Annotated in this window: 21 protein-coding genes and 2 riboswitches; of the genes, 9 read left to right on the forward strand and 12 right to left on the reverse strand. The window is 71.9% G+C overall.

Going from position 1 to position 18,521, the window contains the following annotated elements; genetic code table 11:
- The first annotated feature begins 6 nt into the window (after positions 1 to 6).
- The 7 genes from ACFY1T_RS33025 (at position 7) to ACFY1T_RS33055 (ending at position 6,385) form a co-directional block, all read left to right on the forward strand.
- Positions 7 to 735 carry a L,D-transpeptidase family protein gene (locus ACFY1T_RS33025; RefSeq protein ID WP_390791458.1) on the forward strand — a complete coding sequence of 243 codons (729 nt, stop codon included), beginning with the start codon at positions 7 to 9 and terminating at the stop codon, positions 733 to 735.
- A gap of 113 nt (positions 736 to 848) precedes the next feature.
- Entirely contained in the window at positions 849 to 2,093 is a 1,245-nt protein-coding gene (locus ACFY1T_RS33030; protein WP_390791459.1) for an Ig-like domain-containing protein, read from the forward strand.
- A gap of 86 nt (positions 2,094 to 2,179) precedes the next feature.
- On the forward strand, positions 2,180 to 2,947 hold the full coding sequence (locus tag ACFY1T_RS33035) for an enoyl-CoA hydratase/isomerase family protein (RefSeq protein WP_030857311.1): 768 nt from the start codon (positions 2,180 to 2,182) through the stop codon (positions 2,945 to 2,947).
- A gap of 243 nt (positions 2,948 to 3,190) precedes the next feature.
- On the forward strand, positions 3,191 to 3,694 hold the full coding sequence (locus ACFY1T_RS33040) for an anti-sigma regulatory factor (protein ID WP_030857313.1): 504 nt from the start codon (positions 3,191 to 3,193) through the stop codon (positions 3,692 to 3,694).
- A gap of 426 nt (positions 3,695 to 4,120) precedes the next feature.
- Positions 4,121 to 4,900: a polysaccharide deacetylase family protein gene (locus ACFY1T_RS33045; RefSeq protein ID WP_390791460.1), complete on the forward strand. Its 780-nt coding sequence runs from the start codon at positions 4,121 to 4,123 to the stop codon at positions 4,898 to 4,900.
- Positions 4,897 to 6,093 carry a YncE family protein gene (locus ACFY1T_RS33050; protein ID WP_390791461.1) on the forward strand — a complete coding sequence of 399 codons (1,197 nt, stop codon included), beginning with the start codon at positions 4,897 to 4,899 and terminating at the stop codon, positions 6,091 to 6,093. The genes ACFY1T_RS33045 and ACFY1T_RS33050 overlap by 4 nt, the downstream gene beginning before the upstream one ends.
- A gap of 79 nt (positions 6,094 to 6,172) precedes the next feature.
- Positions 6,173 to 6,385, forward strand: coding sequence for an EF-hand domain-containing protein (locus ACFY1T_RS33055; RefSeq protein WP_030857319.1), 213 nt, complete (start codon positions 6,173 to 6,175; stop codon positions 6,383 to 6,385).
- Between the two features lie 79 nt (positions 6,386 to 6,464).
- On the opposite strand, the gene ACFY1T_RS33060 is transcribed toward ACFY1T_RS33055, so the two are convergent.
- From ACFY1T_RS33060 to ACFY1T_RS33080, 5 genes are read right to left on the reverse strand one after another with little or no spacing between them, the layout of a single operon-like run.
- The gene (locus ACFY1T_RS33060; protein WP_390791462.1) at positions 6,465 to 7,001 is read right to left on the reverse strand and encodes a PadR family transcriptional regulator; all 537 of its coding nucleotides are present in this window, start codon (positions 6,999 to 7,001) and stop codon (positions 6,465 to 6,467) included.
- Positions 7,002 to 7,048: 47 nt separating this feature from the next.
- Complete coding sequence (locus tag ACFY1T_RS33065) at positions 7,049 to 7,870, reverse strand: ATP-binding cassette domain-containing protein (protein WP_390791463.1); 822 nt, start codon at positions 7,868 to 7,870, stop codon at positions 7,049 to 7,051.
- Entirely contained in the window at positions 7,867 to 8,616 is a 750-nt protein-coding gene (gene cbiQ / locus ACFY1T_RS33070; RefSeq protein ID WP_030857325.1) for a cobalt ECF transporter T component CbiQ, read from the reverse strand. Before cbiQ ends, ACFY1T_RS33065 begins: the two co-directional genes overlap by 4 nt.
- A gap of 3 nt (positions 8,617 to 8,619) precedes the next feature.
- Complete coding sequence (locus tag ACFY1T_RS33075) at positions 8,620 to 8,982, reverse strand: energy-coupling factor ABC transporter substrate-binding protein (RefSeq protein ID WP_390791464.1); 363 nt, start codon at positions 8,980 to 8,982, stop codon at positions 8,620 to 8,622.
- A 5-nt stretch (positions 8,983 to 8,987) separates the two neighbouring features.
- A complete protein-coding gene (locus ACFY1T_RS33080; RefSeq protein ID WP_390791465.1) occupies positions 8,988 to 9,689 on the reverse strand; it encodes an energy-coupling factor ABC transporter permease in 702 nt (233 codons plus the stop codon).
- Between the two features lie 28 nt (positions 9,690 to 9,717).
- Positions 9,718 to 9,913, reverse strand: a riboswitch (cobalamin riboswitch).
- A gap of 99 nt (positions 9,914 to 10,012) precedes the next feature.
- Here ACFY1T_RS33080 and ACFY1T_RS33085 point away from each other — a divergent pair.
- Positions 10,013 to 10,726: a flavodoxin family protein gene (locus ACFY1T_RS33085; RefSeq protein WP_390791466.1), complete on the forward strand. Its 714-nt coding sequence runs from the start codon at positions 10,013 to 10,015 to the stop codon at positions 10,724 to 10,726.
- 238 nt (positions 10,727 to 10,964) lie between these two features.
- Here ACFY1T_RS33085 and ACFY1T_RS33090 read toward each other — a convergent pair whose 3' ends face one another.
- The 7 genes from ACFY1T_RS33090 to gcvT form a co-directional block, all read right to left on the reverse strand.
- Positions 10,965 to 11,465 carry a hypothetical protein gene (locus ACFY1T_RS33090; protein ID WP_390791467.1) on the reverse strand — a complete coding sequence of 167 codons (501 nt, stop codon included), beginning with the start codon at positions 11,463 to 11,465 and terminating at the stop codon, positions 10,965 to 10,967.
- Positions 11,466 to 11,583: 118 nt separating this feature from the next.
- On the reverse strand, positions 11,584 to 11,991 hold the full coding sequence (locus tag ACFY1T_RS33095) for an SsgA family sporulation/cell division regulator (protein ID WP_390791468.1): 408 nt from the start codon (positions 11,989 to 11,991) through the stop codon (positions 11,584 to 11,586).
- A 196-nt stretch (positions 11,992 to 12,187) separates the two neighbouring features.
- Positions 12,188 to 12,493, reverse strand: a complete 306-nt coding sequence (locus ACFY1T_RS33100) for a hypothetical protein (protein WP_390791469.1) — start codon at positions 12,491 to 12,493, stop codon at positions 12,188 to 12,190.
- Positions 12,494 to 12,742: 249 nt separating this feature from the next.
- Positions 12,743 to 14,125: an L-serine ammonia-lyase gene (locus ACFY1T_RS33105; protein ID WP_030857336.1), complete on the reverse strand. Its 1,383-nt coding sequence runs from the start codon at positions 14,123 to 14,125 to the stop codon at positions 12,743 to 12,745.
- Positions 14,126 to 14,344: 219 nt separating this feature from the next.
- Positions 14,345 to 15,601 (reverse strand): serine hydroxymethyltransferase, encoded by a 1,257-nt coding sequence (gene glyA, locus ACFY1T_RS33110; RefSeq protein ID WP_030857337.1) that lies wholly within the window; start codon positions 15,599 to 15,601, stop codon positions 14,345 to 14,347.
- 18 nt (positions 15,602 to 15,619) lie between these two features.
- Positions 15,620 to 16,000, reverse strand: coding sequence for a glycine cleavage system protein GcvH (gene gcvH, locus ACFY1T_RS33115; RefSeq protein ID WP_030857338.1), 381 nt, complete (start codon positions 15,998 to 16,000; stop codon positions 15,620 to 15,622).
- Positions 16,001 to 16,068: 68 nt separating this feature from the next.
- On the reverse strand, positions 16,069 to 17,184 hold the full coding sequence (gcvT, locus tag ACFY1T_RS33120; protein WP_390791470.1) for a glycine cleavage system aminomethyltransferase GcvT: 1,116 nt from the start codon (positions 17,182 to 17,184) through the stop codon (positions 16,069 to 16,071).
- A 184-nt stretch (positions 17,185 to 17,368) separates the two neighbouring features.
- Positions 17,369 to 17,472: riboswitch (glycine riboswitch) on the reverse strand.
- Between the two features lie 297 nt (positions 17,473 to 17,769).
- On the opposite strand from gcvT, the gene ACFY1T_RS33125 reads away from it, so the two are divergent.
- Positions 17,770 to 18,435, forward strand: coding sequence for an AAA family ATPase (locus ACFY1T_RS33125; protein WP_390791471.1), 666 nt, complete (start codon positions 17,770 to 17,772; stop codon positions 18,433 to 18,435).
- The last annotated feature ends 86 nt before the right edge of the window (positions 18,436 to 18,521 follow it).

Raw genomic sequence — 18,521 nt, forward strand, 5'->3', positions numbered from 1 at the left:
GCCCGTATGACCGCAGGCGCAGCACTGCGCGTACCCGCGGCACGAGGCGCGGCCGCGGCCGTCCTGGCCCTCGCCGTACTCGCCCTCACCGCGCCGGTCCCGGCGGCCGCCCGCGGGGCGGGGGCGGGGGCCCCCGAGCCCGCCTGTACGGCCGGCACCGGGCCCTACCAGCGCGAGCTCGAGGCCCACCTCGGGCGCCCCGTCGACGGGACGCAGTCCCCGGCCGACTGCGCGGCCGTCCGCGCCTTCCAGAGCGCCAACGGCATCACCCCCGCCGACGGTTACCCCGGGCTCGCCACCTACCGCACGATGGTCGCCGTGGCCGCCCGGGCCCACCCCAACGCCGACGGCGCCTGCCCCGTCAGCACGGGCCGGGTGACCTGCGTGGACCTCGACCGGCAGCTGCTGTGGGTGCAGCGGGGCAGCGGCGTGGTCTTCCCGCCCGTGCCCATCCGCACCGGCCGCGACGACCAGGAGACCCGCCGGGGCCGGCACGAGATCTACTGGCGCAGCAAGGACCACAAGTCCACCCTGTACGACAACGCCCCCATGCCGTACGCCCAGTTCTTCGACGGGGGCCAGGCCCTGCACGGCCGCCCCGGCGACCTCTACGCGCACGGCGGCTCGGCCGGCTGCGTCAACCTCTCCGTGCCGGACGCCGAGCGGCTGTGGAACCTGCTGGACGAGGGCGACACCGTCTACGTCTGGGGCACCAAACCCGGTACGGAGGACTGACGCCCCCGTTCCCCGCCCCGCTTGGGACGGAACGGTGACAAGACCGTTTCTCTTCGTGATCCCCCCGTGTGATTTCCTGTCGACATGCGCGCGACAGTCCGCGCGCGGGGGACATGGGGAGAAGAAGAGTGAACCTGCAGCCGATACGCGGCCGCGCCCGCCGCACCGGCCTGCCGGCCCTCCTGCTCGGAGCGGCACTGCTGCTCACCAGCGCGTGCAGCGGAGGCGGCAACTCGGGTGGGGGAGGCGGCGACGACAGCGGCGCCGGCGGAGGTGGCAAGACCGGCACCGAGGCGTCCAAGGCGGTCGTCAGCGTCAAGCCGGACGACGGCGCCAAGGAGGTCGCCACCAGCGGCATCCTGAAGATATCCACCACCGGCGGCAAGCTCACCACGGTGACCGTCGCCGACACCAAGGGCAACGCCGTCGAGGGCAAGCTCGCCGCGGACGCCGCGAGCTGGGAGCCCGCCCGCAACCTGGCCGCCGCCACCGAGTACAAGGTGCACGCCGTCGCCAAGGACGAGGCCGGCCGCGAGTCCGCCAAGGACACCACCTTCACGACCCTGACCCCGACGAACACCTTCGTCGGCCACTACACGCCCGAGGACGGCGAGACCGTCGGCGTGGGCATGCCGGTGTCGTTCAACTTCACCCGCGGCATCACCAACACCGAGGCCGTCGAGAAGGCCATCACCGTGACGGCCGAGCCGTCCGTCCCGGTCGAGGGCCACTGGTTCGGCAACGACCGCCTCGACTTCCGCCCCGAGAAGTACTGGGCCGCCGGTACCAAGGTCACCGTGAAGATCGCCCTCGACGGGGTCGAAGGCCGCCCCGGCGTCTACGGCAAGCAGACCCGTACGGTCACCTTCACCATCGGCCGCTCGCAGGTCTCCACGGTCGACGCGAGCGAGCACACGATGCAGGTCGTCCGTGACGGCCAGGTGCTCAAGGACCTCCCGATCACCGCGGGCGCCCCGTCGACGACCACCTACAACGGGCAGATGGTCATCAGCGAGAAGTACAAGGTGACCCGGATGAACGGCGCGACCGTCGGATTCGGCGGCGAGTACGACATCTCGGACGTTCCGCACGCCATGCGCCTGTCGCAGTCGGGCACCTTCGTCCACGGCAACTACTGGGCGTCCGCGAGCACGTTCGGCTCCGAGAACGTCAGCCACGGCTGCGTGGGCCTCAAGGACGTCCGCGGTGCGGGCGACGGCAAGCAGCCCGCCGCGTGGTTCTTCGACGAGTCCCTGATCGGCGACGTCGTCATCGTGAAGAACTCCAAGGACAAGCAGATCGCCCCGGACAACGGCCTCAACGGCTGGAACATGGACTGGGCGGAGTGGATCAAGTAGTCCTCCCCCGCGCGTAGTCGAGTGGCCCGGTGCTGTGACCCACGGCACCGGGCCACTTGTCGTTAACCGCCGCTAACCTTTCGCGTATGACCCTCTCTCTCGAAGTCTCCGAAGGCGTCGGCACCCTCCGCCTGGACCGCCCGCCCATGAACGCCCTGGACATCGCCACCCAGGACCGGCTGCGCGAGCTCGCGGTGGAGGCCACCGACCGGGCCGACGTGCGCGCGGTGATCATCTACGGCGGCGAGAAGGTGTTCGCGGCCGGCGCGGACATCAAGGAGATGCAGACGATGGACCACGCGGCGATGGTCGCCCGGTCCCGCGCGCTCCAGGACGCGTTCACCGCCGTCGCGCGGATCCCCAAGCCGGTCGTGGCCGCCGTCACCGGCTACGCCCTCGGCGGCGGTTGCGAGCTCGCGCTCTGCGCCGACTACCGGATCGCCGCCGACAACGCGAAGCTCGGCCAGCCCGAGATCCTGCTGGGCCTGATCCCGGGGGCCGGAGGCACCCAGCGGCTCTCCCGGCTGATCGGCCCGTCCAAGGCCAAGGACCTCATCTTCACCGGCCGCATGGTCAAGGCCGACGAGGCGCTCGCCCTCGGCCTCGTGGACCGGGTCGTGCCCGCCGCCGAGGTGTACGAGCAGGCCCACGCCTGGGCCGCCAAGCTGGCCCAGGGCCCGGCGATCGCGCTGCGCGCCGCGAAGGAGTGCGTGGACGCGGGCCTGGAGGCGGACATCGACACGGGTCTGACCATCGAACGCAACTGGTTCGCGGGCCTGTTCGCCACGGAGGACCGCGAGCGCGGCATGCGCAGCTTCGTCGAGGAAGGCCCGGGCAAGGCGAAGTTCGTCTAGCCGGAAAGCCGTTGGTCCTCCCTAGGGGTGGATTAGCCAGGCCTTAAGGCAGCCTTAAGGGGTCGGGGAGATCCACTCCCGGTGATCTTCCGGGAGCAGCGGGTCACCGCAGATCAGGGTGGTCCCACAGCTCTCCGGTTGCCCCGCGCATATGACGGAACGCCCCCTTGGAATCCATGATTCCGGGGGGTGTTTTCCTGCGGAACGGCCCGGGCGGGCACATCGGCCGTCCATGATGGGTTCATGGCGGGCCTGGAGGGTGTGGAACAGCCGCGGCAGCGCAGCAGCGCTTCCGCCGTACGGCTCACGGCGGCTCTTGAGGACGAACAGGGCCTCAAGGCACTGGAGTTGTACGGTAATCCTGCTGAGGCGGAAGTGAACCTGCCGTCCATGCCGGAGTCGGCGCGTGAGGCCCGCCGGCTCGCCCAGTACGTGGTGATCCGCTTCTGGGGGTTCTCCCCGCAGGTGGCCGAGCACACCGTCCTGCTGGTCTCCGAGCTCGTCGGCAACGCGGTGCGGCACACCGGTGCCCGGTCGTTCGGCTTACGGATGCACCGCAGGCGCGGCTGGATCCGGGTCGAGGTGCGCGACCCCTCGCGCGGGCTGCCCTGCCTGATGCCGGTGCACGAGCTGGACACCACCGGGCGGGGGCTCTTCCTCGTCGACAAGCTCTCCGACCGCTGGGGCGCCGACCTGCTGCCGCGCGGCAAGATCACCTGGTTCGAGATGAGGGTCGCGGACCGCTGACGGCGGACCGATCCGTGTGGGGCGTCATCCGCGGCCGTCCGCCCCGCCCCGGAATGCCTGAAGCCCCCGGTCGCCGTGATGGGGCTTCGTGGGGGCTTCATGGGTGCGCCGAGGATCGAATGGGGTGTGATCCTCGGCGTGGCGACTTCGCTCGGGTCAATGGGGAAGCCGTGATTCCGACTATGGCAGACGGGCGACCAAACGCCAAAAGTCCCAACCTGGACATAAGTGTGCAAATAATCAGAGTTTCGGGATAAATCCTAGGTGAGGTGGGCCACTCACCTCGCAATCGATGAATAACTATCCACCGCTCCGTGTGATTCATTGATCAAATACCGGACACTCCCTCGTCCGGGTGCACCCCGACGAAGGTCCCGAAATGGGTCAATCGTTATCTTCTGCGGCATCCACCCCTTAAATGGGCAGGTGCTCTGCTACCCGGACCGCCGATCCGCCCTCCGCGCCGGGGCCGCGGCCGCCGTCGGCGCCCTCACCGCCGCCTGCGGCACGGACGCCCGTACGCCCGACGGCCCGCCGGCCGAGGCGGCCTCGGCGAAACCCGCCCCCGTCCGGGCCGCGGCCGCGCCGCGCCGGTTCCCCGGCCAGCCCGTCGAGATCGCGCACGGTCCGCGGGACCGCCCCCGGGTCGCCCTCACCTTCCACGGCAACGGCGATCCCTCCATCGCCCGGGCCGTGCTGGCCGAGGCCGAAAGGGCGGGCGCGCGGGTCACCGTACTGGCGATCGGCAGCTGGCTCGACGCCCACCCGGACATGGCCCGCCGGATCCTTGACGGCGGCCACGAGCTCGGCAACCACACCCAGCGCCACCTCGCGATCAACGACATGCCCGAGGCGGAGGCCTACGCCGAGATCACCGGCTGCGCCCAGCGGCTGAAGCGGCTCACCGGCTCCATCGGCACCTGGTTCCGGCCCTCCCAGACCCAGTACGCCACCCCGCTCGTCAAGGAGCTGGCCCGGCGGGCGGGCTACCCGCACGTCCTCTCGTACGACGTGGACTCACTCGACTTCACCTCGCCCGGCGCCGCGGCCGTCATCCGCACCGTCACCGGGACGATCCACGGCGGATCGGTGGTGAGCCTGCACTTCGGCTACGCGGACACGGTCGACGCGATGCCGCCCCTCCTCGAAGAACTCGCGCGCCGCAAGCTGCGCGCGGTGACCACCACGGAGCTGCTGACCTCATGACGACCACCCGCCTTCCCCGGAAGGCCACCGTGCTGCTGGCCGGTCTGGTCCTCGCCGCCCTGGCCGGCTGCGGATCGGCAGACAAGGAGCCCGCCGGGGCGCTCGGCTCCGCGGCCCCGGCCCGGCAGCCCGCGCCCGTCAAGGCCGTCCCGGCCGTACCGCCCGGCCTGGCCGGCATGCCGCCGCTCCTCGACCCGAAGGACGTGTACGCGGCCGACCGGCCGAACAACCTCTCGCCGCTGGTCAAGGACTTCCCGTCGCGGGTCTACGTACCGAACACCACCTCCAACACGGTGTCCGTCATCGACCCGAAGACCTACAAGGTCATCGACACCATCCCGGTCGGGATCCAGCCCCAGCACGTGGTCCCCTCCTGGGACATGAAGACCCTGTGGGTCAACAACAACCGCGGCCACACGCTCACCCCGATCAACCCGGCCACGGGCGAGGCGGGCGAGCCGGTCGAGGTGCACGACCCGTACAACCTGTACTTCACGCCGAACGGCAAGTACGCCATCGTGATGGCCTCCATGGACCGCGAGCTGGTCTTCCGTGATCCGCACACGATGAACCGGGTGAAGACGGTCCCGGTGACCTGCTTCGGGGTCAACCACGCCGACTTCTCCTCCGACGGCCGGTACTTCATCGTGAGCTGCGAGTTCTCCGGCGAGCTGCTCAAGGTCGACACCGAGAGGATGGAGGTCGTCGGCCAGCAGAAGCTGCCCTTCGAGGGCGCGATGCCGCAGGACGTCAAGGTCTCCCCGGACGGGAAGACCTTCTACGTCGCCGACATGATGGCGGACGGCATGTGGGTGCTCAGCGGGGACAAGTTCGACATCCCCAAGCTGCTGCCCACCGGCAAGGGCACGCACGGTCTCTACGTGAGCCGCGACTCCAGGGAGATGTACGTCTCCAACCGGGGCGAGGGCAGCATCTCCGTCTTCGACTTCAAGCAGAACAAGCTCACGAAGAAGTGGGAGCTCCCGGACGGCGGCAGCCCCGACATGGGCGGCGTCTCCGCGGACGGCAAGGTGCTGTGGCTGTCGGGACGCTACAACTCCGAGGTCTACGCGATCGACACCACGACCGGGCAGCAGCTCGCCAAGATCCCGGTGGGCGGCGGCCCCCACGGCCTGGCCGTCTACCCCCAGCCGGGCCGCTACTCGCTCGGCCACACGGGGATCTTCCGCTAGCCGCGGCCCCCGGACGGAGCAGGGCGGGAGTGCAGCTACCCTTGGCCGGTCAACAAGCACCGAGAAGGGGTGGATCCCAGTGGCTGACATCGAGAGCGCGCGGGCGACGTTCGGCAAGTTCGACGCGGACGGTGACGGCTTCGTCACGGCGGACGAGTACAGCGCGGCCATGAAGGCGATGGGCGACGCGTTCGTCACCGGCTCCGTCGCGGACGCCGTGATCGCCGCCAAGGACGCGAACGGCGACGGCCGCATGAGCTTCGACGAGTTCTGGGCCGCCCTGAACAAGTAGAGCCAGCCCTTGCGAGCCCCCGCACCGCCCCCTGCCGGGCGGCGCGGGGGCTTCGCACTGCCCGCGCGGCCCCGGCGGATCAGGTCATGTCCTCGACCTCGGCCAGGGCCTCCTCCAGCCAGCGCAGCCAGAACGTCTCCAGGCCGGTGCCGCCGTGCAGCACGAGCCGGCGCAGCCGGTCCTCGTCGGAGTCCCGCCCCGGCGGGAAGTCCCGCTCCTCGATCGCCTCGTAGACCGCCAGCTGGCGCCGGTGCAGCTCCAGATGGCGCCGCAGCTCGGCGGCCAGCCCGTGCGGCCCGACCACGGCCGCGGCCCGGATCCGCAGCAGCAGCGGATCCCGGATGGCCTTCGGGTCCTGGCTCTCGCCGACCCACCGTGCGAGCTCCGCGCTGCCCGCGTCCAGCACCTCGTACTGCTTCTTCCGGCCCCGTACGGGCACCTCGCCGGGCAGCGCCCGGATCAGCCCGGCCTCCTCCAGCCGGCCGAGCTCGCGGTAGATCTGCTGGTGCGTCGCCGACCAGAAGTACCCGATCGACCGGTCGAACCGCCGCGTCAGCTCCAGCCCCGACGAGGGCTTCTCCATCAGGGCGGTGAGGATGGCGTGCGGCAGCGACATGCCGCCATCCTAGGGATGCGCGCGCCCGCGGACCGCGATCGCGTTCCCTACTGCCAGGCGGCCAGGGCCTGCGGGGTCTTCGGACCCGGGGCGTGCGGGTCCAGGAGCGCGTGGGCCCGCAGGAAGGACGTCACCGCCGGGGACCAGGCCTGGCGCAGGCCCGCCGTGGCCAGGAGCCGCGGATCCGAGAGGAGGGTCTGCGCCGGGCCCGTACGGATGCCCGACGGGGTCAGCACCGCCGCGTCGTCGGCCCAGCGGACCGCCAGGTCCACGTCGTGCGTGGCCATCACCACCGTGGTGCCGGCCGCCCGCAGCCGGGCCAGGACGTCCAGCAGGCGCTCCTGTCCGTCCGGGTCCAGGCCCGCCGTCGGCTCGTCCAGGATCAGCACCCGCGGAGCCATGGCCACCGCCCCCGCGATCGCCGCGCGCTTGCGCTGGCCGTACGAGAGCAGGTGCGTGGGGCGGTCCCGCAGGGCCGTGATGTCCAGCGCGGCGAGCGCCGAGTCCACCCGGGCGCGCACCTCGGCCGCAGCCAGCCCCAGGTTCAGCGGCCCGAAGGACACGTCCTGCTCCACCGAGGCCGCGAACAGCTGGTCGTCCGGGTCCTGGACCACCAGCTGCACGGCCGTGCGCAGCCGGGTCAGCCCGGCCCGGTCGTACGACACCGCCGCGCCGTCGAGGCGCAGCGCGCCCGTGCCGGGCCGCAGGCCCCCGCTCAGCAGCCGCATCAGCGTGGTCTTCCCGCTGCCGTTGCGGCCGAGCAGGACCAGCGCCCGGCCCTCCGCGATGGCGAAGTCCACGCCGGACAGGACCGCGGGGCCGTCCTCGTACGCGTAGCCGGCGCCGGCCAGTTCCACCAACGGGTTCACAGGTACAGCCCCTTCAGGGTGAGGGTCAGGGTGATCAGGGCCGCCAGCAGGGCCCCGGACGCGGCCAGGAACCGCCAGGACAGGGCCGCCTCCGGTACGAGGACCCGCAGCGCGCCGTCGTAGCCGCGCCCGGCCAGCCCCTCCTGGAGCCGCGCCGCGCGGTCGAAGGCCCGTACGAAGGAGGTGGCGGCGAGCCCGGCCAGCGAACGCCACGCCGCGGCCCGCCCGGACGTGCCCAGGCGGGCCGCCTGGGCGCGCCGGACCCGGGCCGTGGAGTCGAGCAGCAGGAAGCCGATGCGGTACATGACCAGGGCCACGTCCACCACCGGCGCCGGGACCCCGGCCCGGACCAGCCGGGGCAGGACGTCCGAGACGGGCGTGGTGAAGGCGAACAGCAGCACGCCGAGGGAGGCCGCGGAGGTCCGCAGGAGCAGCTCCGCGGCGTGCCGGGGGCCGTCGGGCGCGAGCGAGACGAACCCGGCCGGGCCGCCGACGGCGACCAGCAGCGGCAGCGCGCCGGTGAAGCAGAAGCCCAGCGGGATCCGGAAGGCCCGCCACAGCTGCCGCCCGGCCACGCCGGCCGGACCGAGCAGCACGGCGAGGGTGGCGGCGGCGACCAGCGGCCCGCCGGGCCAGGGCGGCAGGCACACGGCGGTGACCGTCAGCCCGAGCCCCAGCAGGGCCTTCTCCAGCGGATGCCGGCGCCGCCACCGGCTGCCGTGCGCCGCCACGTCGATCGGCAGCACCGCCTACGACTCCGCGGCGGCCGTGCCGGGCGCCCCGGAGCCGTCCGGAGCACCCGCGGCGGCGGCGAGGGCGGCGCCCTGGCGGCGGCCCTTGCGGACGCCGAAGTAGTACGCGAGCACGCCCGCGCCCAAGGCCGCCTGGAGGGCGAACAGGGCCGACTCCACCTCCCCGGAGGGGGGTTCGTACAGCGGCGAGAACCAGGGCTCGTAGTCCGGCTTCAGCTCGGTGATGGCCGTCTCCGCCTGCGCGTCGGCGCCCGTGAACGGCTCCTCCTTGCCCTCGCCCATCCCGAGCGCGATCGGCAGCACGGCCAGCGCCGCCACCAGGAGCAGCAGCAGGCCGTTGATCTTCGTGTTCCGGCTCATGCCCATCAGACCGCCGCCTTCCGCTCGCCCTGCACGCCGCGCCCGCTCAGCTTCGCCACGCCCAGCCGGACCAGGTCCGACCTGCTCGACTGCATCAGCAGCCGCATCACGAGCACCGTCAGCAGCCCCTCGCTCACCGCGAGCGGGATCTGGGTCACGGCGAAGATGCCCCCGAACTTCGCGAGCGCGCCGAGGAACCCGGTTCCCGGGTCCGGGAAGGCCAGCGCCAGCTGTACGGAGGTCACGCAGTAGGTGACCAGGTCGGCGAAGAAGGCGCCGAAGAAGACGGTCACCATCAGCGGGACGCCGAAGCGCTTGAGCAGCAGGTAGACCCCGTACCCCGCCCACGGCCCGGCGATCGCCATCGAGAAGACGTTCGCGCCGAGGGTGGTCAGGCCGCCGTGCGCCAGCAGCAGCGCCTGGAAGAGCAGGGTGATCGTGCCGAGCACCGCCATGATCGGCGGCCGGAACAGGATCGCCCCGAGTCCGGTCCCCGTGGGGTGCGAGCAACTGCCCGTCACGGACGGGATCTTCAGCGCGGACAGGACGAAGGTGAATGCTCCGGACGCCCCGAGCAGCAGCGTGCTCTCCGGGTTCGCCTTCACCTCGCGGGTGAGGGCGCGGACGCCGTGGACGACGAACGGAGCGGACGCGGCGCCCCAGGCGACCGCGTGCAATGGGGGCAGGAACCCCTCGGCTATGTGCATGTGTGGGGAGACCTCTCCAGCACCTCGTGGATGGACAACGCGCCCCGGCCGGTCTCCTGGCTCACGGGTGCTGATGCCCTGGCCCCGCCTTCCCGGGCGGTGCGGAACATCCCGCGCCGCCCAGTGGCCTCCCGAAGGAATGGAGCCGGACTTCCCGTTCACAGTGGCGAGGGCCGCACCGGTTTCCCACCGGTTTCCCGAACACCAAGGCCAGCTGACCCTAGTCGGAGGGACGGACCTGTACCAACCCGGCCCGAACGCCCGGACGCCCGAACGGCTGCGGTCCGCTGGCGGCCCCGGCCGCCGCCGCGCAGGCTGGCGGCGTGCCCGCCGACTTCGACTACTCCGACCTGACCGCCGTCTACGTCAACTGCACCCTCAAGCGCTCGCCCGAGACCAGCAACACCGAGGGCCTGATCGACCGCAGCCGCGCCGTCATGGCGGCGGCCGGCGCCCGGACCTCGCTCATCCGCGCCGTCGACCACGACATCGCCACCGGTGTCTGGCCCGACATGACCGAGCACGGCTGGGAAAGCGACCAGTGGCCCGTCCTCTACAGCCAGATCATGGACGCCGACATCCTCGTACTGTGCGGCCCGATCTGGCTCGGCGACAACAGCTCCGTGATGAAGCAGGTCATCGAGCGGCTCTACGCCTGCTCCTCGATCCTGAACGAGCGGGGCCAGTACGCCTATTACGGCCGCGTCGGCGGAGCGCTCATCACCGGCAACGAGGACGGCGTGAAGCACTGCGCGATGAACGTCCTCTACAGCCTCCAGCACCTCGGCTACGCGATCCCGCCGCAGGCCGACGCCGGCTGGATCGGCGAGGCCGGGCCGGGTCCCTCGTACCTCGACCCCGGCTCGGGCGGCCCCGAGAACGACTTCACCAACCGGAACACCACCTTCATGTCCTGGAACCTCATGCACCTGGCCGCCCTGCTCAAGCGCGGGGGCGGCATCCCGGCGCACGGCAACCAGCGCTCGGAGTGGGACGCCGGCTGCCGCTTCGACTTCCCGAACCCCGACTACCGCTGAGCGGTGTCCGGCCGGGCCGGGGGGGGGGGGGGCCCGCGGGCCCCCCCCCCCCCCCCCCCCCCAAACCCCCCCCCCCGGGGGGGCCGCCGGCCCCCACACCCGCCCCGGGCCCGGGCCCCGGGCGGGTGGGGGGGCCGCGGGGGGCGGGGCCCGCCCCCCCCCCCCCCGGCCCGGCGGGGGGGGGGGGGGGGGGGGGGGGGGGGGGGGGCCCGGGCGCCCCCCCCCCCCCCGCCGCTCCTCAACGGCACACGTTGCGGTGCACGACGTCCAGCACGAAGCGCTCGGGCCCGTGCAGCGTGAAGGAGCGGAAGGAGGGCTTGCCGTCGAAGGCGGCGCCGAAGGTCACGTACCCCTCGAAGTCGCCGGTCAGGGCGAGCCCCTTCAGCCGCGGCAGACGGATCTTGACCAGCTCCGGTCCGCGGTACGTGCCGTTGCCCGCGCGGTCGTGCGCCGCGGCGGGATGCAGCCGGATCTGGAGGAAGTGCTTCCCGGCCAGCGGAACGGGTGCGCCGGACCCGTCGTGGACCAGTCGCGGGACGCGGGTGACGGTGGCCTGGGGGACGTGTCCCCGCAGGTCGATGACGATGCGGTCGTACGTGCAGTGCCCGCCCCAGCGGGCGTTCACGACGAGCGGCGCGGGCCGGACGGCGGCCGAGGCCGGCGCGGCGAGGGTGATCCCGGCGGTGAGCAGCGCACCCGTGGCGAGGGCCAAGAGCCGCCGGCGGCGGAGATGGTTCATGACGTCCCCCTGATTCTTCAGAGGCGGGGACCGGTGTCACTGCTGAGGACACTCCCCGGCGGGCTCATGGTTGCACCCAGACCGCATCAAAACAAAAGAAACAATCCCAAAAAGGACCCTATCGGGGCAGGAGGGTGCTCAGCTCGGCGTCGAGGTCGTAGTGCCGGCGCTCCTCGCCCCGCGGCACCAGGGTGACCAGCCGCCTGCACAGCACCCGTACGTCCTTCGCACGGGCGGACACTACGCAGCTCTGCGCGCCGTTGGTGAAGGCGAGGAAGACCCGCGGCTCACCGCCCCGCCACCGCGGCCACACCCGGATGTCCCCCTCGCCCGTCGCGCAGGTCTCCCCGTCGAGCAGCAGGTCGCGGGAGAACACCCAGCGCGCCAGGTGCATCCCGGCGCCCCGGAAGTCGAGCGCCAGCTCGTAGGGCCGGTCCCGGCGGTACGTGAAGGCCCCGAACACCGGCACGGGCTCGGGCGAAGCCTCCAGCCGGAGCGGGAGGACGCGGTGCTCGATGCCGTCCATGCGCTGGCCTCTCTGTCGTGTCCCGGCCGGGGCGCTCGCGGCCCCTTCGGGCAAGCTAGCCCACCGCCCGGCCGCCCCCGCGGGCCGAAGGTCCCGACCCCGGGGGCCGCTGGGCCCCTCTTCTCACAGGAAAGGCGGCGGGAACGCGAAGGGCCCGCCCTCCGGGGGAAGGGCGGGCCGCCGCGTCACCGGTCCGTCACGGGACGGGGTGGAAGACGAGCGAGCCGTTGGACTGCCCGATCGCGGTGGAGCCGGCGCCGTTGGCCTGGGCGCCGTTGCCCTGGTTGGACGCCCCGGAGCCCGTGGCGACCTGCTGGGTGGTGGAGGAGTTGCCGAGGTTGGCGCCGGCCACCCCGCTGCCGAGGATCTCGCCGACGGCGGCGTTGGACGAGACGCCCGCACCGGCCCCGTTGTCGGCCCGGGCCGTGCCCGCGAAGAGCGCGACGGCGAAGGGGAGCGCTGCGACGGCCGCCAGGGCGCGGATGCTGCGGTTGCTTGCCATGAAGAAGTCCTCCCGAACACGAAAGGCCGCGGTCGAAGGCGGCCGGCCGGCCGCCGGGGGTGTGGCCGCGACGTCACGTGATCACCATGGCGCATGTGATCACCGGGAAACCAGGGCGGAGCGGAGGGTTCGCCCTCACGCGTGATCAACTCGACCCAAACCTCAATTGGCCTGCGGATTCACCGTGTTGTGGAACGCGGAGGGGCCCGGCGCACCGCGCCGGGCCCCTCCTTCGTCACGCGCTGCGGATCAGCATTCGATGACGTTGACCGCCAGGCCGCCGCGGGCGGTCTCCTTGTACTTGATCTTCATGTCGGCGCCCGTCTCCTTCATGGTCTTGATGACCTTGTCGAGGGAGACCTTGTGGGTGCCGTCGCCGCGCATGGCCATCTTGGCCGCGGTGACGGCCTTGACCGCCGCCATGCCGTTGCGCTCGATGCACGGGATCTGGACCAGGCCGCCCACCGGGTCGCAGGTCAGGCCCAGGTTGTGCTCCATGCCGATCTCGGCCGCGTTCTCCACCTGCTCCGGGGTGCCGCCCAGCACCTCGGCGAGGGCGCCCGCCGCCATCGAGCAGGCCGAGCCGACCTCGCCCTGGCAGCCGACCTCGGCGCCGGAGATCGAGGCGTTCTCCTTGAACAGCAGGCCGATCGCGCCGGCCGCCAGCAGGAAGCGGACCACGCCCTCCTCGTCGGCGCCGGGCACGAAGTTCACGTAGTAGTGCAGGACCGCGGGGATGATGCCCGCGGCGCCGTTCGTCGGGGCGGTGACCACCCGGCCGCCGGCCGCGTTCTCCTCGTTCACGGCCATCGCGTAGAGGGTGATCCACTCCATCGACAGCGCCAGCGGGTCGCCCTCGGTGCGCAGCTTGCGGGCGGTGTTCGCGGCCCGGCGCCGGACCTTCAGGCCGCCCGGCAGGATGCCCTCGCGGGACATGCCGCGCGCGACGCACGCCTGCATGACCCGCCAGATCTCCAGCAGGCCCTCGCGGATCTCCTCCTCGGTGCGCCAGGCCTTCTCGTTCTCCAGCATCATCGCGGAGATCGACAGACCGCTTTCGCGGGCCATGCGCAGCAGCTCGTCGCCGCTGCGGAACGGGTACTTCAGCACCGTGTCGTCGAGCTTGATCCGGTCCTCGCCGACCGCGTCCTCGTCGACCACGAAACCGCCGCCGACCGAGTAGTACGTCTTCTCCAGCAGCGGCGCGCCCGCGGCGTCGTACGCGAAGAGCGTCATGCCGTTCGCGTGGTACGGCAGGGACCGGCGGCGGTGCAGGATCAGCTGGCTCGGCTCGTCGAAGGCGATCTCGTGCGCCTCCCCTATCTCGGTGCCGAGCAGCCGCAGGCGGCCCGTCCTGCGGATGCGCTCCACCTCGTCGTCGGCGGTCTCCACGTTCACCGAGCGGGGGGAGTGCCCCTCGAGGCCCAGCAGCACCGCCTTGGGCGTGCCGTGGCCGTGGCCGGTGGCGCCGAGGGACCCGTACAGCTCCGCCCGGACCGCCGCGGTCTGGGCGAGCACGCCGTCCTTCTTCAGCCGGGTCACGAACATGCGGGCCGCCCGCATCGGGCCGACCGTGTGGGAGGAGGAGGGGCCGATGCCGATGGAGAAGAGGTCGAACACGGAGATGGCCACGGTGGCGGACTCCCTTGTCTGCTCGTGGGTGGAGGGGCAGGCGGGGTGGATCGTATGAGGGGGGATTGTTCGGATTTTGTCCGACAGTCGAGCTTAACGTGGCGAGGTGAACGTTTCGTCTGCCCGCGATGGTCGCCGGACGGCGCTCGGGTATGGCTCGTGTCACACAGGAAGGGCCCGGCCCTGTGTGACACCAGGCCGGGCCCTCCCAAGCCGTCGCTAGAGCGTCGGGTACAGCGGGAACTTCGCGGCGAGCGCGGAGACGCGCGCCTTGAGGTCCTCGGCGTCGTACGCCGGCTTCAGCGCCTGCGCGATGATCTCGGCGACCTCGGTGAACGCCTCGGCGTCGAAACCGCGGGTGGCCAGCGCCGGCGTGCCGATCCGCAGGCCCGAGGTGACCATCGGAGGCCGCGGGTCGTTCGGGATCGCGTTCCGGTTGACCGTGATGCCGACCTCGTGGAGGCGGTCCTCGGCCTGCTGGCCGTCCAGCTCGGAGTTGCGCAGGTCGACGAGGACCAGGTGCACGTCGGTGCCGCCGGTGAGGACGTCCACGCCCACGGCCTTGACGTCGTCCTGGACCAGGCGGGCGGCGAGGATCTTCGCGCCCTCCAGGGTGCGCTCCTGGCGCTCCTTGAACTCGGGCGAGGCCGCCACCTTGAAGGAGACCGCCTTGGCCGCGATCACGTGCTCCAGCGGGCCGCCCTGCTGACCGGGGAAGACCGCGGAGTTGATCTTCTTGGCCAGTTCCTGCGTCGACAGGATGACACCGCCGCGCGGACCGCCGAGGGTCTTGTGCGTGGTGGTGGTGACGACGTGGGCGTGCGGCACCGGGTTCGGGTGCAGGCCCGCGGCCACCAGGCCGGCGAAGTGCGCCATGTCGACCATCAGGTACGCGCCGACCTCGTCCGCGATGCGGCGGAAGGCGGCGAAGTCCAGCTGGCGCGGGTACGCGGACCAGCCGGCGACGATCAGCTGCGGCTTGGACTCCTTGGCGAGGCGCTCGACCTCGGCCATGTCCACCTCGCCGGTCTCGTCGACGTGGTACGGGACCACGTTGTAGAGCTTGCCGGAAAAGTTGATCTTCATGCCGTGGGTCAGGTGACCGCCGTGGGCCAGGTTCAGGCCCATGATCGTGTCGCCCGGCTTCAGCAGCGCGAACATCGCGGCGGCGTTCGCCTGCGCACCGGAGTGCGGCTGGACGTTCGCGGCCTCGGCGCCGAAGAGCGCCTTGATGCGGTCGATCGCGATCTGCTCGACCACGTCGACGTGCTCGCAGCCGCCGTAGTAGCGGCGGCCCGGGTAACCCTCGGCGTACTTGTTGGTCAGGACCGAACCCTGGGCCTCCATGACGGCGACCGGAGCGAAGTTCTCCGACGCGATCATTTCCAGGGTGGACTGCTGGCGGGCGAGCTCGGCGTCGACGGCGGCGGCGACGTCGGGGTCGAGCTCGTGGAGGGGGGTGTTCAGAACAGACATCAGGATCCCCTGGGGTCGTTACTTACCGGCGGTGAGCTGCGCGTACTCCTCGGCGGAGAGCAGGTCGTCCTGCTCGTCCGTGATACGCACCTTGAACAGCCAGCCGCCCTCGAACGGAGCGGTGTTCACGAGCGCCGGGTCGTCCACGACGTCCTGGTTGGCGGCGACGACCTCACCGGTGACGGGGGAGTACAGGTCGCTGACGGACTTGGTCGACTCCAGCTCGCCGCAGGTCTCGCCCGCGGTCACCGTGTCGCCGACCTCGGGGAGCTGGGCGTAGACGACGTCACCGAGCGCGTTGGCCGCGAACTCCGTGATGCCGACCGTCGCGACGCCGTCCTCGGCGGTCGACAGCCACTCGTGCTCCTTGCTGTAACGCAGCTGCTGGGGGTTGCTCATGACCTGATTCTCCTGGATGCGGGGGAGTACGAACGAACGGTGGTCTTGCGTACTGAGACGGAGGGGAGTTACTTCTGCCGCTTGTAGAACGGCAGGGCCACGACCTCGTACGGCTCATGCGTACCGCGAATGTCCACGCCGACGCCGGAGGTGCCGGGCGCGGCGTGCGCCGCGTCCACGTACGCCATCGCGATCGGCTTGCCGAGCGTCGGGGACGGGGCGCCCGAGGTGACCTCGCCGATCACCTGGCCGTCGGCCACGACCGGGAACCCGGCGCGCGGGACGCGGCGGCCCTCGGCGATCAGGCCTACCAGCTTGCGCGGCGGGTTGGTGGCGGCGCGCTCGGCGGCGGCCTCCAGCGCGGCGCGGCCGACGAAGTCACCCTCCTTCTCGAACTTCACGACCCGGCCCAGCCCCGCGTCGAACGGGGTCAGGGAGGTGGTCAGCTCGTGCCCGTACAGCGGCATGCCCGCCTCCAGGCGCAGCGTGTCGCGGCAGGACAGGCCCGCCGGGACCAGGCCCGCGCCCTCGCCGGCCTTGGTCAGCGCCTGCCACAGCTCGACGGCGTGCCCGGGGGAGACGAACAGCTCGAAGCCGTCCTCGCCCGTGTAGCCCGTACGTGCGATCAGGGCGGGCACGCCCGCGACGGTGCCCGGCAGGCCGGCGTAGTACTTCAGCCCGTCCAGGTCGGCGTCGGTGAGGGAGGCGAGGATGCCGGGGGACTCCGGTCCCTGGACGGCGATCAGCGCGTAGGCGTCGCGGTCGTCGCGGACCACGGTGTCGAAGCCGGCGGCGCGCTCGGTCAGGGCGTCCAGGACGACCTGGGCGTTGGAGGCGTTCGCGACGACCATGTACTCGCTCTCGCCCAGGCGGTAGACGATCAGGTCGTCGACGATCCCGCCGTCCTCCTGGCAGATGTGCGTGTAGCGGGCGCGGCCGACGCCGACGGTGGAGATGTTGCCGACCAGCGCGTAGTCCAGGGCCTTGACGGCCTCCGGGCCGGTCAGCGTGATCTCGCCCATGTGGGACAGGTCGAAGAGGCCGGCCTTGGTCCGTACGGCGTTGTGCTCGTCGCGCTCACTGCCGTACCGCAGGGGCATGTCCCAGCCCGCGAAATCGGTCATGGTCGCACCGAGCGAACGGTGCAGCGCATCGAGGGCGGTCAGGCGGGGGGCAGTGCTCATGGGTGTGGCTCCCGGGTCCCAGGGCATGACATGACGAGGACGATCCTCCCCATCTGTCATCGGAACCTGAGAGGTTCGCCGAGAGTTCCCGGTCGGACCCGGGGAACGTCGACTTGCACCTTGGGTGGAGCGCACGCGGATGCCGTCGCGGGGGACGGTGGCGCGGCTCGCTTTTCAGATCTGCCTCATCCACGCGGTACGGGGCCTGAGAGATTCAAGGGAGGTACTTGCTCCTTCGGCGCCCGGGCACCGCCTCGCGGCGTGCCGGGACTCTCCCGCGCGGATTCAAGCGGCCGGTATGCAGTTGGTCCAGATGGCGCACATCATTGCACGCCGTCCGGGCGATCGGGGGTGCGGGCCCGGAAGAACGTGCGAAGCAACGGACGGAAGGGGCGCGAACCGGTGACGGCGGGACCGGTACGACGGACCGGTGCGTCGGACCCGCGGCGCATCCGCCACGGCCGGGATCGGCCGGGATCGGCCGGGATGGGCCGGGATGGGCCGACCGGAACCGGGCGTGCCGTATTACCGTCTCTTTACACTCAGTGGGCATGGGGCCCCCGCAGGGCCCGATTGGGGGAGGCGATCACTGTGCGGCGATTCGGAGTGCTGGCGTTGACCGGGACGGGGTCCGTGGACGGGGTGCCGGCGGCGCGCCGGGCGCGCGCCGAGGACGCCCTCGTACGCGACCTGCGCGGCCGGGGCGCGCACGGACCGCAGTGGCTCGGCTTCGCGGAAGGGGACATCGTCGTCGTGTCCGGCCTCCCGGGCGGCGGCAAGAGCACGCTGATCAAGCGGGCCGCGCAGGACGGCGGCATCGACTCCCAGGACGTGCGGGAGCGCTGGGAGCGCCGGATGCCGAGCGCGCTGCCGTACGCCGCGTACCGGCCGCTGGTCCGCTTCGCGCACTACTGGGGGCTCTGGCGGACCCTGCGCTCCGGCGCCTCGGCGGTGGTCCACGACTGCGGAACGCAGTCGTGGGTGCGCGGCCTGCTGGCCGCCTCCGCGCGGCGGCGGGGCCGGGCGCTGCACCTGCTGCTGCTGGACACCAGCCCGGAGGAGGCACTGGCCGGGCAGGCGGCGCGCGGCCGCGGGGTGTCGGCGTACGCCTTCGCCCGCCACCGGGGAGCGGTGGCCCGGCTGCTGCGCGAGGCCGAATCGGGCCGCCTTCCGGCCGGCTGCGCCTCGGCGGTCCTCCTGGACCGCGGCTCGGCGGCCCGCGTGACCCGCATAGCCTTCCGGACCCCCTAAAGGGTGTTGCAGAAGGCTCAGCCTTGGGCATTTTGCCTGTATGGGTGGGGTGTTGCGGGCTGAGCCGGTGTGGGTGGAGACGTTCA

It is taken from the genome of Streptomyces sp. NPDC001194 (assembly GCF_042896985.1).
Taxonomy (GTDB): Bacteria; Actinomycetota; Actinomycetes; order Streptomycetales; family Streptomycetaceae; genus Streptomyces.